Below are 16,966 nucleotides of genomic sequence, written 5' to 3' on the forward strand. Positions count from 1 at the left end.
CGGCCCCCAACTACCCGCCGCAGCCAAGGCAGACAAACGGCGGCCAGGCTTGTGCGCATGAAGGCGACTTTTCGCCCCCGGCACCGGACTCGTCGCGATTCTTCGACCTGCATTCGAACCTGACCGCGGTACGCTCTCTGTCATGCAGAAACCCTCACTCGCGGGCATGGAGCGTGACAGCACAGGGAAGCCCCGCAATATCCGATCGAGTCTGTCGACAACGCTCTTCGCCTACTCCTCCTCCTAGGAGAGCGCTCTGAGATCCGGCTCACTGACGCCAGTGAGTACCTGCGCGTCGCTTCGTCGACCGCGCATCGCCTGTTATCGATGCTTCAGTACCGTGGGTTCGTCCGCCAAGATCCGGCCAGCAAGGCGTACCAGCCCGGACCGTCCCTGACAAACGTGGCGTTCGCTGTCCACTCCAGGAGGACATACCACGCACGGCCGCCCCGATTCTGCGCCAGCTGGTCGACACGCTTCAGAAACCGTGCACGTAGGAACGTTGGACGGCAGACTGGTTCGCTTCATCGCGACACTCGAAAGCCCTTCTGCCGTCCGGGTGATCTCGCGTTTGGGTAGCACGCGTCCTGCACACTGCACGTCGACCGGCAAAGTCTACTCGCCGGCCTATCCGACGACGAGCTGGACCAGTTGTACCCGACCACATTTGGAGCCACTCACTGAGCATTCCGTGCGCACTCTCACCGAACTGCGCACTCAATTGGCAGAGGTCAGGAAAAGCGGGTTCGCGATCAGCAGGCAGGAAAGTGAGGAAGGCGTCGCGTCTGTTGCCGTGCGGTACCCCAAGGTGGTTCCGGGATAAGGCTGGCACTAAACGCGTCAGCGCCGAGTTATCGATTCCGGCCCTCCGATGTTCGCAAAGCTTGCAGTGCCCTAAAAGACGCCGCCGCCGAGCTAGCCCGCAATCTCGGCTGATGACATCCGAAGAAACGGAGGCCGACAGGAAGGTACCCGCGGCGCCCCGGACCTGCCTGGCTTCATTGCGACCATCGACTTATTCCTTCGATTGGAGAAGCGAAGGAAATCCGAACCGATGTTCGCCGCGGTCCTCACCGACGACTTTCAGATCGGTTTTCGTGGTGGTCACCAGTGGAAAGGCCGCGATGGCCTACAGGTGTACCTCAACCAACGCGACGGATCTTCGACGAACGCCTCGAGCTGCGCCACGTACTTTCCTACGTCCCGGTGAATGAGGGTGTGTGGAGCTGACGACCCGTCTTGAGTTCTATTTCGTCGCTGGAAGGCGCCCGCGTTGGTCAGCGAAGAATTCACCGGTCGGCCTTTCGCACGTGGCTGATTCGCATCGCTGACGACGAGATGCGCGTGAAGCGGGTGATCATCGATGGATTTGCCAATCTCAACGAAAACGCACGGACGGTGTTTGCCATCCCAGATGAAGGGTTCGACGAGTAAACGATACTGCCCGGTGAACGCGGTATACGACCACGGACGCCGAGGCGCACGATCGCCACACGCTTCTCCATAGTGAAGTTCGATGTGCTTTATGTGAGAAACCCACATCGAGCTCGTTGACGTGGCTCACTGGTTAGTGGAAGAAAATGAAACCGGCATCTCGGGTCACTCGCCGATTATTTTTTCGTGATGCCCAGAAGGTTTTTCCGTGACGCCCAGAAGGTTTCGGTAATCGTCGGCCCATGTTCGGATGGCTTCGGGTGCGTGGCGGTGGACATCCACTTCGAAGCCAGCTGGTCCGGACCCTGAAGCGGCTATGCGATCGCCAACGCGAGGGCAATGTAGGCCGTGATGTTGGCACCGACTTAAGCCGGAATTGACGGCGCTCGCTGAAATTCCCCACTGATGCTCATCGAAATTCCCCACCCGTGTGGCTCCGCCGAGAAGGGCGAGCCTCCTTCGAAGCTGCTGGTGTCTGACGCCAGTTGCTTCACCGAAGGAGGCCGCTTCTCATGCTCACATGGTGTCCGTGGCCATGAAAAAGTACCCACTGGTGGCCAGGTGGAGGTATCCAGTTTTGGCCGGATAAAAGTATCCACCCCGTGTTCGTCGTGTCGATCAGGAACTGCGGGCCCCGATGGTGACGGTGAAGGCGCCAATCAATCGCCATCACCATCGGGGAGTTCCATTGAAATCTGCGAAGGACCGCATGGACATCATTTCCGCCTACTACGAGCTCGGGTCGTACCGGGGTGCCGCCGATAGGTGCGGCACCACCCACCGCACCGTCAAGAAGATCATCGACCGGCACGAGCCGAGCAGGCCGGCATACCGCCAGCACGCCGGGTCGAACGAGCGCACAACTACGACACGGTCGCCGAACTCGTCGCTGAACGCGTCGAGAAATCACAAGGCCGGATCTCGGCCAAACGGCTATTGCCGATCGCCCGGACCGCCGCTACCAGGGCTCGCCGCGTAATTTTCGGCGTCTGGTCGCAGAGAAGAAAGCGTTGTGGCGCAGTAACAATCACCGTGGCCGCCGCCCGGCAGTGTGGGCGCCGGCGAGTATCTGGTGATCGACTGGGCCCAGGCCGCGCCGGGGCTGTTCCTGTTCTGCGCGGTGCTGGCATTCTCCCGGTGGCGCTTCGTGCGCTTTGCCACCGACCAGAAAGCCTCCACCACGCTGGCGTTGATCGCCGAAGCACTGGCCGTGGTCGGCGCGTTCCGGCGCGGTGCTGGCCGACCGGATGGCCTGCCTCAAAGGCGGGGTCGTCGCCAACGTCGTTGTCCCGACCCCGAACTACGTCCGCTTCGCGACGCACTACGGGTTCGCCCGGACTTCTGCCACGCCGGCGACCCGCAGTCCAAGGCATCGTGGAGAATCTGTGCGGCTATGCCCAACGCGACCTTGCAGTGCCGCTGCTGACGAGGCTGCCATCGCCGACTCCCCGGTGGATCTGAGGGCCGCCAACGCCGCCGCGGCCGCCTGGTGCGCCGAAGTCAACGCCACGGCGCACTCGGAGGTCCAAGCGGTCCCCGACGACCGACTGATCGCCGAACGCCAAGTGCTCCAACCACTCCCATCGCTACGACTGCAGATCGGTGCACCCTCGGTGCTACGTAAAGTCGACCGGTTGTCGTGTGTGCGCTACGGGTCAGCCCGCTACTCGGTACCGACCCGGCTGATCGGGACCAGCGTGGCCGTTGTGGTCGATCACGGCGCGGTGTGCCTGCTCGAGCCGGCCACCGGGTGGTCGTGGCCGAACACGAACTCATCGCACCCGGTGGCGCCTCAATTCTCGACGAGCACTACGACGGGCCCCGGCCGGCACCGAACCGCGGACCACGGCCGAAGACCACCGTGGAGAAGCAGTTCTGCGACCTCGGCGACGACGCGCAGGCGTTCCTGGTCGGCGCTGCCGCGATCGGCAACACCCGCCTGGCCTCCGAACTGGAGATCCTTCTCGCTCTGGGCGCCGCCCACGGTGAACAGGCGTTGGTGGCGGCGTTGCACCGGGCGGTAGCGTTCCGGCGGTTCCGCGCCGCCGACGTGCGCTCCATTCTGGCCGCCGGCACCGGCGCCCCGCAGCCACGCGACGCCGGGATGCGTTGATCCTGGACCTGCCGGTCGCCCGACCCGGTCGCTGGAGCCTACCGGGTCGCACCCGTCGCTGACGGTGAGGTGAACTCGTGACCAACACAGCACCGTTGACCGATACCAAACCCGTTGCACCAAAATCAGTTCCACCATTAGATGCCGATCTCGATGCCGGACTACGCCGCCTGAAGCTGGCGGCCATCCGGCGAACGGCACCGGAGGTGCTGATCACCGCCAAGACCCAACGCTGGACCCCTGAAGAGGTGCTGCGAACTCTAGTCGAGACCGAACTCGCGGCCCGGGATGCTTCCAACGTCGTCAACCGGCTCAAAGCTGCCGCGTTCCCCGTGCCCAAGACATTGGAGAGCTTCGATGTAGCCGCATCGTCGATCCCACAGAAGACCTTCGACTACCTGTCGAGTCTGGAATGGATACGTGCACAACGTAACCTGGCGATCATCGGTCCGGGTGTTATCGAAGGTTCGAACGCAGAATGACCGTGTTATGCCTGTTCAGGACGTTGTTGCGATCGATACGACGTTAGGCGAGGGCTGGATGCCGCGGCGGGCCAGTTCGCGCCGTAGGTCGAGGTTCTCTCCGTGTGCTCGTTCGAGTGCGTCGCGGAGTGCTTTGAGTTGCTGGTGGTGCTGTTTCTTGAGTTCGGCGATCTGGCGGGTCAGCGTGATGACGAGCGTGCTGTCGGTGTCCACGGATTGGTCGGCGGGGCCTTGGGCGGGTGCCGCGCAGATGTTCGATTCGTTTGCGCAGTTCGGGATGGTTGTAGAGGAAGGCGTGAGAGACGGCCGCTTCGCGTTGCACGGCCTGGAAAGTGATCGGGTCGCCACGTTTGACCAGTCGGCGGATGGCCTGCTCAGCGTCTCGGGTCTTGTTCTGAGACTTGGCTTTCGCTGCTTGGTGAGTGCGGTGATGCGGCGTTCTCGGGAGTCGGTCATGGGGTGCTCCTGCGGTGGGCGGTGAGATCGAGAGTCAGCGGGACTGGTCCAGCGCTGGCTCGATGACACTGGGTTGTCGCGCCGTGGGCTGCGGAGCCGGGCGCATCGTCGAGGGCGGCCAGGAGTCGGGTAAGCGCGTGGTGTTCAGCTCGGCGGCGGATCAGCCAGACGTTGTCCTCGGGCATGGGATGGCCGTGTCGCTGTTCGAATTCCGTTGTGGCCCGGTCGATCAGGTCGGTGGTCTCGCGGAGTTGACGTTGCAGTACGTCGTGGTGGTGTGGTCGGTGACGAAAACTGAGCAGGTCAGGCAGGCGTTGCCTTTGTCGCAGGATTGCAGCGGTGGCAGCATGCACCACCCGTTGGGCAGGAACCGGTCTGCGCGGCGGAACAGGTGCAGACTGTCGTGGTCGTCGCTGGAGAGTTGGATGCGGGTGCCGTCGGATCGCAGCTTGGCCGTGGCCAGGAATGCCTGCTCGGCGTGTTCGTCGCGGGCGGCGATGTAGTGCATCGTCATGGTGGGGTGGCGTGCCCTGCATAGCGCTGTAGGACGTGAATCGGCAGACCGAGTTCGGCCAGTCGGGTCAGCCGGGTGTGGCGGAAGCGGTGAGTGTGGCTTAACCGCACGGCGTGGCCCTTGGCGTCGGTGATCTGAACGAGGTCGCTGAGGCTGCGCAGCACCCAGTTGTAGGTACCTGCCGGATAGGGTTTGTCACCGCGGCGGTTGCCCAGACGCCGCGCGAACAGATACCGCCTGCTGCCTTCTGGATGCTGGATTTGGAGCCAACGGTGTTGTTCGGCAATGACTTCGGTGACCTCGCGGTCGACGAGGATGATGTCGGGTGCGACATCGATCTTGCTCTGCGCGTAGCGGAACCTGGTCAGCATTTGGCCATCGCCCTCGGCCGCTGCGGTAGTGGCGGGCGCAGCCGAAAGGCAGTCGAAGTCGCAGGTGCGGATCTCGCTGGCCCGCCGGCCGGTGAGGATCTGCAGCAGGATCATCCGCATCGCTTGCGGGTCGTCAAGTCCGTTGGCGGTGAGGGTGGTGCCGTCGCCGCGGGTGATGGTCATCTGCTCGGTGCGCGGCAACCCGATCAGCGGCAGCGCCGCAGTGATCTGCGCGAGTGCGTGATCATCGATGTAGTTCGCATCGTTGAAACCGCGTTGATGCGGTATCCGGTGACCCGGCCGAACCAGCTGGAGGCGTGTGCTGCGCTCACTCGTTGCCAGGGCTCGGCACCGAGAACGCTGCGAGCCTCCCCGGGATTGGCGGCAATGAAGTCCAAGAGGCCGGCCACCGCTCGCAGGTCGTCGTTGATTCCCCGGATCGGCACTGTTCTTCCGAGGTGGCGTGTGTCGGATTGGCGGGTGACGCGGTTGGCTGCCACGGCGGTCCACCGCGCGAACGCCGCCGCCTGTTCGACCGCGCTCGTTGGGTCGCCCAGGATGCCAGTCGGGTCGTCGAAGCTGGCGGTCAGCCAGTTGTCGAACCGGCGGAAGCTGCGCATGCGTTCCTGGCTGACCGTGGTCCAGCGCAGCGCCCCGGATTCGAGCATCGTGCCAGGTGCCACTTCACCGCGGCCCGCAACCACGGAAGCTGTATATCTCCGGGTGCGCAGCCGTAGTTGGCGACCGGTTCACGATCGGTCAGTGGTATCCGCGGATCGCAGCGCGGGTGCCAGAAGTCCAGGTGCCACCACGGGCCGTCGTGGCAGGCGGCGATCAGGGCGTGCCGGGCGAACCCGAACAGAGCGTGCACCCGGCCCCGACCTCGGGGTGAGGGCAGTCGCTTGCCCCTGCTGAGATAGAACCAGCTCTGCAACACCGCGGCGGCGTCGTAATCCATCGCCCGGATCGACGAGGGGAAATCACGGCCCTCGGTAACTGCCCGCCGAATCATGTTGGCCAACTGCGCCATCGCCAACACCGAGACACGGGTGCCATCACCGGCCTGCCAGTGCGCCATCCACGCCAGCTCCGCGGCGAACGGATCGGGTAATTCGCTCAGATCCAAATGCGGCCAATCATTCTCGGTAATCGACGCCCAGTTCTCGATACCGGGCCCGAGCACGGGGCCACGCCACTGTGCTGGCAGCTCGTCAAAGAGTCGCCAGATCGGATCGAGGTGTTCGGCACTACGCAGGCGCAGGTGGCCATGCTCGTCGATCACTCGGCCACCCGCCAGCTGCTGGCATAGGACGCCCAGTTGGCTGCTGCTCGCAGGGCTTCGTCATCGCGAACCCAGCCGTAGAGGTCAAGGGTGGTCTGCACGTGGGCGTGCCCGAGGCGTCGGGAGACCACCCACTCCGGCGTCCCCGCCAGCAGCAGTGCAGTGGCATGGGTGTGGCGGAACCAATGCGGCGTCCACCCGGGTGGCCCGATGCAGCGCCGACGCAGCGTGGCCACCTTCTCCCGGACCGTCGTCTCTCGCAATGCGGCCAACAACGGTGGTCGGAACACATTCACCAGTAGCGGCGACGTGTCCGTAAGAGCAATGCCGCCTTCGGTTGCCCGGCAGGCGATATCGGTGAGATAGTCGGCGAACAGCCGCTCGAGGTCGGCCCCGACATAGACCCGTCGCGGTCGCATCATCTTCACCCGCGCCCCGTTGGGATTATCCGAGCGGGGCACGATCTGCACATACGCGGTGCCGCCGCGGCCAAGCACGAACTCGCCGATCCGCAGACCCAGCGCCTCCCCGAGACGCATCCCGGTCTCGGCCAACAGGGCGAACACGAACCGATCGCGCAGGTTGCCTCGCCACGATCCGGACTCGGCGTCGAAGACCGCGCAGCCATCCAGGATCGCCTGAATCTGCTCGGGCAGGAGCACGGGCGGTCTGTCGCGGCGGCGGTCGCGGCGCACGCGCACCAGCGATGACGCGACCGGGGCCGAACGCGCATCCAGATGCGCAAGCAAGCCTCGCGCCGGTCGGTGCCGCGGTGCTCCACGAAGGAGCCGTCCCGCTACCGCCACCCCGGACACGGCCTGATGCCAACGGTAGAACGAAATCACCGCTGCCAGGCGGACTTCCAACGTTGCAGCGGTCGGCGTCGGGCCAGACCCGGTCAGCCGATGTTCAACCGTGCGGCCATTGCGCTGCCAGGACAGGAACGCCGTGAACGCGGGGACACCGACATCACGCCAACCGTCGGTCTGTCCGCGTTGCTCCAGGAAGCTCCACCACTGCGCCAACGACGTCGCATAACCACGCACCGTGTTCGGTGACCACAGGTGCCGGTGAGCTTCGATCCACTCCTCGATCGGACCGACCGTTGCGAAGTCCTCGCCAAGCACAGTCCACGTCCGCTGCCCACCCGCAGGACACACAGCCACCGGATACGCCATCGTTGCCGTTCCTTCACGTTGAAGAACACCCGCCGATAAACCGGCAACAACGATGACTTGCCCCGCATCAACCCCCTTGTCACATACATAGATTCGAGCGTGTTGCTACCCGTTGATAACCGCCGGGACCGGCAAGAGCCACACCCTGATCGGGTTGGGACCGCCGCGATCCACGCCGGCCTCAAGGTGCGTTACTTCGCCGCCGCCGATCTCGTCGAAACCCTCTACCGCGGGATGGCCGACAACACCGTTGGCAAGATCATCGAATCGCTGCTGCGAGTCGACCTCATCATTCTCGACGAGCTCGGCTTCGCACCCTTGGATGACACCGGCACCCAGCTGCTGTTCCGGCTCGTCGCCGGCGCGTACGAACGCCGCAGTCTGGCCATCGGGTCACACTGGCCCTTCGAGCAATGGGGCCGATTCCTGCCCGAACAGACCACCGCCGTCAGCATCCTCGACCGCCTGCTGCACCACGCCACCGTCGTCATCACCGACGGCCAGTCCTACCGCATGAAAGACGCCCAACACCGAAAGGAGACCACCCCGACAACCTAGGAATCACCGCACGGGTGGATACTTTCATCTGGCCACCAGCGGGTACTTCCACCTGGCCATTGACAGAGACGAGAGGCTCTAATCTCTCCCGCCCTCGACGGCGGCTACCTGCCACGACCGCGCTCTGCCAGCGGTTGGTTCGCCGCAGCGTTGCGGCGAGCCGGATTGCAAACGATCACTCCGCACGATCTGCGGCACACTTGTGCCTCGTTGGCACTGTCGGCAGGAGCCAACGTGCTTGCGCTACAGCGCATGCTCGGTCACCGCGGCGCGAAGGTGACCCTCGACGTATACGCCGACCTGTTCGACTCTGACCTCGACGACTTGGCGTCGAACTTGAACGCCGAATACGCGCCAAAAACGGTGGGCAAAATGTGGGCACAACAGGCGGAAGACAACGCGAGTCACGGTGAAAAAGGCATCCTAAGCAGCAACGATGCTTCCTGTCTGCCCCCTTCGGCGGAGGTAGGGTGGTGGGTAACCCTCCGTAGGCGTCCCCCATACTAATGGTGGTCAACGTCTAAGCTGTCAATCGCCTTTGTGGCGATCTGATACGGGTGCCGTTTTGATGGATAACATTCGTTATCCATCAAACCTCCTTCACACCAGTGCCCCAACATAGCCATCGCGCCATTCTCTATTACCTCGTCGAGGTCACCGAGCGGCAATACCCCTCGCACGATGGGAGAGCGGCCACGCAGGACGGATCACACTACAACTGCCCCCCTTGAGCTTGCGAGGGTGATCGCACTATCGAGCAGCACCCCCGGCTGGACGGTTACCGCGAGCTGTTTCACCAATGACGCCATTCCCGAGCGCCGTCGAGCCTGCGATGTCCACCCAGGCGACTTGGCGTGGTGACCGCAGGGACGGCCTTCTCGAGCCGTTCCCCGCCAGCGCCTCACCGCCTTCATCTACCATGCCGCGCAACTACGCGCCCGTCGACAGCCTCACCCGGAGGCCGACTGCCGGCTGGCGATGCTGAGCTACAGCGACTCGCTGCGCATCTACACCAACGGTGACGGCCGGCGCGAAACGATTGGGCAGCACTGCATCTGCTGGGCTCGCACGGCGTGCGTCTCCGCCTTGCTGTGTGGTTCGACAGCGGCACGACACGTCCACCCCGCACCGCCGTGCTGCTCCTGAGCAGTCCAGGCAGCCCCAACGACCGCTTCTTCGACTTGCTCAGCTCATCGCTGTGACACCGGCCGCCACCGGCCCGCACTGCCCGCCCAGGGGCGGTATCCGACGCCCAGACGCCGATCCTTCGCGGGCGCCCATACGCACCGGAGCGTCGGCTGATCGCCAAGCAGCACCGCCTGCACCGCGGCTGCGTCCCAGCCGTTTGGTACCGCCTCGTGAAGTGCCACTGAATCATTGCCGCCGTACACCGCGACTGTTGAAACATCGCACGGCATAGCGGCCACGGTCGCGACGCATCTGCGACATGCGCTCCATGTTGTCGCCCTAAAACCTGAAACGACATGCAGCTTGTGCTGCGCTGTCGTGTGCGATCTTGACGCACACGCGGGGTTGCGGCACTCGTGCAGCCCCAGCACGCGCCGCGACCACACCCCTTCGATCGCCAATGCGTAGCGGCGCGAAAGCACACACAGCCCCCCCGACACGGGCGAGGTAGAAGCGCCTGTAACCATCGGCACCCAATCCACCTGTCCAGATTTCGCAATCGGAAATCATTGACCGCATACGACGTGACTCAGGATGCGGCGATCTCACCAGCATGCAGACGCTGATCAACGATCGGCCTGCCCGCGCTCCTCTTGACCGCCGACTCTAGATCGCTGCTCTGACATCAGCCGTCCCAAACGACCACGGATACCCGCGACGGAGGAGCGGCGGCGTATGCGAATGGCAGGGGCGCCCAAGCGTTCAGGCGTCACATCCCCACTCGTCCGTACGGCGTACCGTGACCACGCAGCGCTGAGCGCCCCCGGCCAGCCGAGCGGGAACGGATCGTGGTGAGCGGCGGAGACGGCGCATCTCTGCCAGGTCTGCCCGAACGCCCCACGGCCGGCGCCGATCATGCCACGGTCACATCACGCACAGCGCCGGTGCTATCAACGCCATCCATGGACCCCGCCCGGGCGCCATCGCCGCCTGGTGCATGCGAACCGTTACTCGCCATAGGCTTTTCGGGTTTTGGTGCGTGCCGCAGCATCGCGCGAATCTCTCCAATGCCGTCGCCGGTCAGATCAGCGATCGTCGTCAGGGTCTCACCATTGCCCTGCATGAGTTGAGCGCCGCGCCCGCCTCGGCGCGATGGACTGCGCGCCGCTTGTTGGCCTCGGCCCGCACTTGATCGCGGAGCTGGGCAAGTCGTTCGCGCTCCCACGTGTCTACCGCGGCAAGTTTGGTCTTGGCCACTATGTAGGTCGCCGCGTTCTCAATGTTGGCCCGCTCCCGCGCAGCGCGAGCCTCATTGGCGCGACGGGTCGCCTCGCGCGCCCGCCGCCGGCCTCCACCTTTGACGTACCTGCTGCTGTCATGGTCGGAACCCTAGAAGCTTCCGGCCGACCGGGCCACCACCACAGCCACATTCGCTGTCCACCAATATTTTCACCGTCACTTCTGCCGCACCACCATCGCTCACGCACCACACCGCTGCCCGTCTCCTCACCACCCCTCACCGCCGCCTCAGCTCACCCCCTCACAGCCCCTTTCACGGCCCATCGACAGACCACACACCTCTTGCATCCAGGCCTGATCCTGAGAGTTGTTTAAGGACACCCGGTTTGGTGGTGGCATTCTTGGTGCCGAGCTTCATAGCGTCCCGGGCATGGACTCCATTCGGTGGGCGTCATGGTGATGACGCTGCACAAGCTGACCGCCGGGACGGATACCTGTACCTGGTGCGGCAGGTCGCCGCCGCCGATAGCACCGAACGGGGCCGCTCCACGCTGGCCGACTACTACTCAGCCAAGGGCGAGGCACCCGGGCAGTGGATGGGCCGCGGCCTGACCGCCCTGTCCGATACCGGCCGGTGCGAGGTCAGTGCCCAGGCACGCGAACAGATTTGGACTGTCGAGGCGGGCTCCGGAGTCAGCGAGGAGCAGATGCGCGCCCTCTACGGGAGGGTATACACCCCAACGCTGAGCGCATCGAGAACCACGTCGCCGGGCGAGGTATCGGTACACAACGGGCGGCGAGCCTGCTGGGGCGCAAGTTCCTCGTCCGCGACGGCGAGCCGGAGTTCGCCCGCCGCCTGGCGGTGGGCTACCGCGACCACAACGCCGAAGCGGGCGAGCACTGGAACGCCACCATCACCGCGGATGTCCGCGCCCGGATCCGCACCCGTGTGGCCGTGAATCTCTTTAGCGAACAGTACGGCCGCCCCCCGGCCGACGATCGGGAGCTCTCGGGGTTCATCGCACGCAACACCCGCGCCCGCACCACCGCCGTGGCCGGTTATGACCTGACGTTCTCACCGGTGAAATCGGTGTCGGCGCTCTGGGCCATCGCCCGCTGTCGGTGGCCGAACAGATCGAAACCGCCCACGACGCGGCGGTCACCGACGTACTGGAGTGGCTGCAGGATTCCGCAGCATTCACCCGCACCGGCGCCAACGGGTGGCCCAGGTCGACACCGAAGGACTCATCGCCGCGGCGTTCACCCACCGCGATTCCCGCGCCGGTGACCCCGACCTGCACACCCACGTCGCGGTGTCGAACAAGGTGTCTCACGTCGACGCCAATGGGGTGCGCCGGTGGCTGGCCCTGGACGGTCAACCGTTGCACCGCGTCACCGTGGCGGCCTCGGAGTTGTACAACACCCGCCTCGAAGCCCACATGATCGCCAGCCTCGGCGTGCGCTTCGTCGACCAGGCCCGCGGACGCGGTAAGCGACCGGTGCGCGAGATCGACGGAATGTCGACCGAATTGATGTCGCGCTGGTCGAGCCGGCGCGCGGCGATCGAGGCGCGCACCGCCGAGCTCGCCAAGCAGTTTCACGCCGCCACGGCCGCGAGCCGACCAACGTCGAGACAATCGCCCTGGCCAGCAGGCGACACTGGAATCGCGTGAGGCCAAACACGAGCCGCGCTCACTGGCTGAACAGCGCCACACCTGGCGCAGCCAAGCCGTCGAGGTACTCGGGCGCCCCGGACTCAATCAGATGCTGGCCGACACCCTCGCCGGTCCCGACCGCACCCAAAGTCCACCCGAGGTCGATGCGCAATGGTCGCAGCGCGCGCCGGCGAACTGATCGCCACCGTCAGCGAGGCGCGCTCAACCTGGCAGCGCCACCATGTGCGCGCCGAGGCGCTGCGCCAGGTCCGCGCGCACGGCCTGGCGCACGATGGCGCACTCGTCGAGCACCTCACCGACACCGCCCTTTCCGATGCGTTTCGGTGCCGCACGCCCGCATCGCCGATGCTGAGTTGGGTGAGCCTGGCGCGTTGCGTCGCCGCGACGGCGCCAGCGTCTACAGCCGCCACGGCGTCGCCGTCTACACCAGCGCGGCGACGCTGGCCGCCGAGCGGCGCATCCTGTCCGCGGTCGGTCGCGAAGACGGTCGACGGGCTAGCGCTGGCGATGCCGAACTGGCACTGGCGGATTCGGGGGCCCGAGGCCGCACGCTCAACCCCGGCCAGGCCGCCCTGGTCTCGGAGATGGCGACCTGCGGACGCCGTGTCGCGCTCGCACTGGCGCCGGCCGGGACCGGCAAGACCACCGCGATGGCCGCACTGGCGCACGCCTGGCGCAGCTCCGGCGGACACGTTATCGGCCTGGCCCCGACCGCCGACGCGGCGATCGTGCTCGGCGAGGACCTCGGCGCGACCACCGACACCCTCGACAAGTACGTGTGGTCAGCCGACCCCACCAAGGCGGTGCTCGGTCGTCCGAAGTGGTTCGAGAAGGTCGGCCCAGACACGCTGATCGTCGTCGACGAAGCCGGCAAGGCCGCCACCGCCGGCCTTGACGCGATGATCACCGACGCGCTGCGCAAAGGCGCCAGCGTGCGCCTCGTCGGTGACGACGGGCAGCTGTCGTCGATCTCAGCCGGTGGAGTGCTACGCGACATAGCCGAAGCCACCGACGCGCTCACCCTCTCCGAAGTCGTGCGCTTCCGGTCGGCCGCCGAAGCGGCCGCCGGGCTGGCGTTGCACGACGCCGACCCGGCCGGCATCGGCTTCTACATCGACCACCACCGCGTCCATGTCGGCACCGACGACACCGCCGCCGACATGGCCTACCGAGCGTGGCGAGCGACCTGGCCGCCGGCGCAGACTCGATACTGCTGGCCCCCACCAACGACGTCATCAACGCGCTCAACGCACGCGCCCGCACCGACCGCCTCGCCGCCGACCCCAACGCCGCGAGCGCTCCCACCGTGGTGCTGGCCGACCAGCTGACCGCCAGCGCCGGGGACACCATCCGCACCCGAAGACGCGCGCTGGATTCGCATCGGCGCAACGACTTCGTCCGCAACGGCTACCGCTACACCATCACCGAAGTCATGACCGATGGCAGCCTCAAAGCCCGCCATCTGCGCAGCGGCGCATCGTCACCCTGCCGCCGACTACATCGCCGAGCACGTGACGCTGGGCTACGCGGCCACCATCGACTCGGCCCAAGGCTTGACCGCAGGACGGCGCGACACCAAGGCAGCTGCCACATCGTCGGCTCGGACATGCTGACCGCCAAGCGCTCTACGTCGCGATGACCGGGCCACCGACGAGAACCACCTCTACCTGTCGACCGCCGAGGCGACCCCCACCGGCTGCTATCGCCAAGGCCACCCACCCCGACACCGCCGTCGACGTCTTGACCCGCACGCTGGCTCGCGACGGCGCCCAAGTCTCGGCCACCACCGCAGCCCGCCAAGCATCCGACCCCGCCGCGCGACTGGCCGCCGCAGCAGACATGTACTACGACGCGCTCGGCGCCGCCGCCGAGAACCGCCTGGGCGTCGGGGCCGGGACCGACTCGACGCCATCGCCGATGAAGTGATCCCAGCGCTGAGCACGCGCGAAGCCTGGCCGGTGCTGCGCCGCAACCTCGCCGTCCTGGCCCTGAGCGGTGCAGACCCCATCAGCTGCTGGTCGACGCGCTGGCCAAGGCGGCGTCGATGATGCCGCCGACCCTGCCGCCGTCCTGGACCACCGGATCGATCCCGCTGGAACCCACTCCTCCGGAGTCGGGGTGCTGCGCTGGCTGCCCGCGATTCCGACCGTACTTGCTGATGATCTCCAGTGGGGCGACTACCTGGCGCGGCGCGAACAACTCGTCGACACCCTCGCCGACGCCATCCGCGAGCGCGCGCAGGGCTGGACCAACGCGACCGCCCAGCCTGGGCGCGACCCTGATCACCGTCAACCGGGCGCTGACCGCAGAAATCGCGGTGTTCCGCGCAGCCGTGGGCGTCGAGGAAGCCGACACCCGCCTGACCGGAGCACGCCAATTCCAGTCCGAACCCGCGACGTGCAAGCCCTACTGCAGCGCCATGCCGCCGCCGGAATCGGACGACGCAGCGCCGACACCACCCGCTGGAACGACCTCATCGACGCCATCGACCCGCGCCTGCGATCCGATGCCTACTGGCCACAACTGGCCGCCCACCTGGCCCAAGCCACCGCACCACACCGGACCTGCGCCAGATCATCACCACCGCCGCCCGCCAAGGGCCCCTTCCCGACGAACTACCCGCAGCTGCGCTGTGGTGGCGCATCGCCGGCGCGCTCTCACCGACAGCCACGCTGGCCACCACACACTCGCGGCTACGCCCAGCCTGGATCACCGACGTCGACGCAGTATTCGGATCCCTGCTGGCCGAAACCATCACCTCCGACCCGCCTGGCCGGATTGGTCGCCGCCATCAGCGCCGCCAACCCCACAAGTGGACACCGCGCGACCTGCTCAGCGTGGCCGCCGAACACCTCGCCGACGCCAGCGCCGACAGCGACCGATCGCGCCCGGCGATTACGCCGACTGATCACCTACACCGTCGACGCGTTCACCCACCGCCTACGGCCCATCTCGGCGTGGACTTCGACAACATCCCCGCCCCGACGACACCGACGCACCGCCGACCCGCCGAGGAACACCTGCTTCCCCCGACCCGAAGACACCTACCCAACCACCGACGAGCGAGCCCCACTCGACGACTACTTCGATGACACCCCGCCGGACCCGTACACATTCGTATGTCCGCCGGACGAATTGACGGGCTGCAATTCGACGATTTGTCAGCAAACCGCCCTGCACCCGAATTGGGCATCACTATGCGAAGCTCACATCCTGCGCGACGATATCGAACCGTCTGCAAAGAAATCACACGCTCGACGCCGACATTCGCGCCGGAAATGGTCCCGCCATGCGCGCTGTCGCCGAGGAATTACTGCGCATGCGCCGCCAAGTCGATGCGACCGCCCATACAGTCTCGCCGTCACCGCAGTCATGGAGCAGTGGGCCGACGCCGACGCCGACTACAACGACATCCTGCGCATGATCGAGCACGCCCGCACTCAACTGGACACCCTTCACGCAGCCCCGAGTCCGACGATCTCGACATCGCCTCGGCCCAAGCGATCTGGCCTTTCACACCCGCGCCTGCCCGAACAGCCACCGTCGCTTCAGTTTCAACAGGCCTTCGCCGAGGCGCAGGCCGCGCGCACGGCGGCCGCCGGCGGCCACAAGATCGTCACCGAGCACGACATCGTCACCGCGCGCGGCGACGCCGAGCGTGCGGACCAGGCCGCCCGCGCCGCACTGCACGACCGCCCCAAGCACTGCGCCGCGAGCTCGATCGCGCGACCGCGACCTGGCCGCAGCCTTCGCCGCCGCCCGACCGCGACCTCCGACACCCTGGAAACACTGCTGGATTCGGCACGCGCCGAGGTGGAGCTTCTGCGCGCCGCGCCGCATCGACTTTGATCGCACGCGCTGGCCATCCCCGAACCGTGCTCGCGAACACGACCCGGCCATCGCCCACTGGCTCAAACACTGGCGCTCAACCCCATCGCTTGCTATACACGCGCCGACGTCACTGATCCCGACACCGCTGCGGCGCTGTGCACACTTCGCGCCATCGCCAACATCAACGACCGAAACGTGCTGTGGCTCAGCACTGCCGACGAGGCGACCGCTCCGCGCGCATCGCAGAGCTGGCCGACACCTTCACCACGATCGCCCAGGCGCACCAACGCATTAGCGATCAGCAGTGGACGCTCCACCCGGGACGATCATCGTCATCGACGACCCGCCGACGCCGACCAGCGCACCTCGGCCGATCGCCACCACACCGCCAGGGTCGGCGCCGCGCCATCATCATCGACCCCACCAGCCAGCACGGCCCCAGCACACCCGCACTGCGGCTGCTCAACGCTCTTCCCTGGGCCAGCAGGCTGACCGCCAACATCAGGCCGCGAGAACCTCCGCCTCGACGAGCCGACACCCGCAGTCACCCTGGCCGACCGCCTCGGCCGCACCCGCTCAGCGAGCCGTGCGCCAGCTGCTCACGGAATACGACACCGCCGCCGTGCCGCCCGTGCCGCCCATCGCCGCCACCTTTCCCTTGGCTGGCGTACACCGACCGCGGGGATCGACGAACCCGACCATGC

General features: G+C 66.1%; 11 protein-coding genes and 7 pseudogenes. 14 read left to right on the plus strand and 4 right to left on the minus strand.

The genetic code is table 11. The annotated features are described in order from the left end of the window. The first annotated feature begins 261 nt into the window (after positions 1 to 261). The 5 genes and pseudogenes from EXE63_RS33550 to EXE63_RS00020 all read left to right on the plus strand — a co-directional run. Positions 262 to 579: a helix-turn-helix domain-containing protein gene (locus tag EXE63_RS33550; protein WP_234904089.1), complete on the plus strand. Its 318-nt coding sequence runs from the start codon at positions 262 to 264 to the stop codon at positions 577 to 579. Beyond that, the gene (locus tag EXE63_RS33555; RefSeq protein WP_436277404.1) at positions 488 to 823 is read left to right on the plus strand and encodes an IclR family transcriptional regulator domain-containing protein; all 336 of its coding nucleotides are present in this window, start codon (positions 488 to 490) and stop codon (positions 821 to 823) included. The genes EXE63_RS33550 and EXE63_RS33555 overlap by 92 nt, the downstream gene beginning before the upstream one ends. Before the next feature lie 416 nt (positions 824 to 1,239). Next, a complete protein-coding gene (locus tag EXE63_RS32575) occupies positions 1,240 to 1,434 on the plus strand; it encodes a hypothetical protein (protein WP_234904083.1) in 195 nt (64 codons plus the stop codon). A 688-nt stretch (positions 1,435 to 2,122) separates the two neighbouring features. Then, positions 2,123 to 3,609, plus strand: a pseudogene (gene istA, locus EXE63_RS00015) (IS21 family transposase). 15 nt (positions 3,610 to 3,624) lie between these two features. Beyond that, positions 3,625 to 3,999, plus strand: a pseudogene (locus tag EXE63_RS00020) (ATP-binding protein); the annotation flags it as partial. Between the two features lie 73 nt (positions 4,000 to 4,072). Here EXE63_RS00020 and EXE63_RS00025 read toward each other — a convergent pair. The 3 genes and pseudogenes from EXE63_RS00025 to EXE63_RS00035 form a co-directional block, all read right to left on the minus strand. Next, a complete protein-coding gene (locus EXE63_RS00025) occupies positions 4,073 to 4,513 on the minus strand; it encodes a DUF6262 family protein (protein ID WP_366515265.1) in 441 nt (146 codons plus the stop codon). Next, a pseudogene (locus EXE63_RS00030) lies at positions 4,482 to 6,652 on the minus strand (tyrosine-type recombinase/integrase). Before EXE63_RS00030 ends, EXE63_RS00025 begins: the two are co-directional and overlap by 32 nt. Beyond that, a complete protein-coding gene (locus tag EXE63_RS00035; RefSeq protein ID WP_168140271.1) occupies positions 6,649 to 7,830 on the minus strand; it encodes a tyrosine-type recombinase/integrase in 1,182 nt (393 codons plus the stop codon). The pseudogene EXE63_RS00030 and the gene EXE63_RS00035 overlap by 4 nt, the downstream one beginning before the upstream one ends. A gap of 121 nt (positions 7,831 to 7,951) precedes the next feature. Here EXE63_RS00035 and EXE63_RS00040 point away from each other — a divergent pair. From EXE63_RS00040 to EXE63_RS32595, 8 genes and pseudogenes are all read left to right on the plus strand, one after another. Further along, a pseudogene (locus tag EXE63_RS00040) lies at positions 7,952 to 8,388 on the plus strand (ATP-binding protein); the annotation flags it as partial. 78 nt (positions 8,389 to 8,466) lie between these two features. After that, a pseudogene (locus tag EXE63_RS00045) lies at positions 8,467 to 8,790 on the plus strand (tyrosine-type recombinase/integrase); the annotation flags it as partial. A 2,468-nt stretch (positions 8,791 to 11,258) separates the two neighbouring features. After that, positions 11,259 to 11,714, plus strand: a complete 456-nt coding sequence (locus EXE63_RS33185) for a relaxase domain-containing protein (protein WP_272955780.1) — start codon at positions 11,259 to 11,261, stop codon at positions 11,712 to 11,714. Further along, a pseudogene (locus EXE63_RS33560) lies at positions 11,618 to 11,836 on the plus strand (hypothetical protein); the annotation flags it as partial. The gene EXE63_RS33185 and the pseudogene EXE63_RS33560, both read left to right, overlap by 97 nt. A 41-nt stretch (positions 11,837 to 11,877) precedes the next feature. Continuing rightward, positions 11,878 to 12,428, plus strand: a pseudogene (gene mobF, locus EXE63_RS32580) (MobF family relaxase). 326 nt (positions 12,429 to 12,754) lie between these two features. Next, positions 12,755 to 13,759 carry an AAA family ATPase gene (locus tag EXE63_RS32585; RefSeq protein WP_234904085.1) on the plus strand — a complete coding sequence of 335 codons (1,005 nt, stop codon included), beginning with the start codon at positions 12,755 to 12,757 and terminating at the stop codon, positions 13,757 to 13,759. Between the two features lie 111 nt (positions 13,760 to 13,870). Next, entirely contained in the window at positions 13,871 to 14,044 is a 174-nt protein-coding gene (locus EXE63_RS32590) for a hypothetical protein (protein WP_234904086.1), read from the plus strand. A gap of 127 nt (positions 14,045 to 14,171) precedes the next feature. After that, on the plus strand, positions 14,172 to 14,357 hold the full coding sequence (locus EXE63_RS32595; RefSeq protein WP_234904087.1) for a hypothetical protein: 186 nt from the start codon (positions 14,172 to 14,174) through the stop codon (positions 14,355 to 14,357). Between the two features lie 81 nt (positions 14,358 to 14,438). On the opposite strand, the gene EXE63_RS32600 is transcribed toward EXE63_RS32595, so the two are convergent. After that, positions 14,439 to 14,786, minus strand: coding sequence for a hypothetical protein (locus EXE63_RS32600; RefSeq protein ID WP_234904088.1), 348 nt, complete (start codon positions 14,784 to 14,786; stop codon positions 14,439 to 14,441). A 1,017-nt stretch (positions 14,787 to 15,803) separates the two neighbouring features. Here EXE63_RS32600 and EXE63_RS00060 point away from each other — a divergent pair. Beyond that, positions 15,804 to 16,280 carry a hypothetical protein gene (locus EXE63_RS00060; RefSeq protein ID WP_168140272.1) on the plus strand — a complete coding sequence of 159 codons (477 nt, stop codon included), beginning with the start codon at positions 15,804 to 15,806 and terminating at the stop codon, positions 16,278 to 16,280. Positions 16,281 to 16,966: the final 686 nt, after the last annotated feature.

This window comes from Mycolicibacterium frederiksbergense (assembly GCF_012223425.1).
Classification (GTDB): domain Bacteria; phylum Actinomycetota; class Actinomycetes; order Mycobacteriales; family Mycobacteriaceae; genus Mycobacterium; species Mycobacterium frederiksbergense.

What these genes read in the sequence shown, in the direction of transcription:
- EXE63_RS00060 (WP_168140272.1), top strand. Translation starts at nt 15,804, where the DNA reads ATGGAGCAGTGGGCCGACGCCGACGCCGACTACAACGACATCCTGCGC.
- EXE63_RS00035 (WP_168140271.1), bottom strand. Translation starts at nt 7,830, where the DNA reads ATGGCGTATCCGGTGGCTGTGTGTCCTGCGGGTGGGCAGCGGACGTGG.
- EXE63_RS32590 (WP_234904086.1), top strand. Translation starts at nt 13,871, where the DNA reads ATGGCAGCCTCAAAGCCCGCCATCTGCGCAGCGGCGCATCGTCACCCT.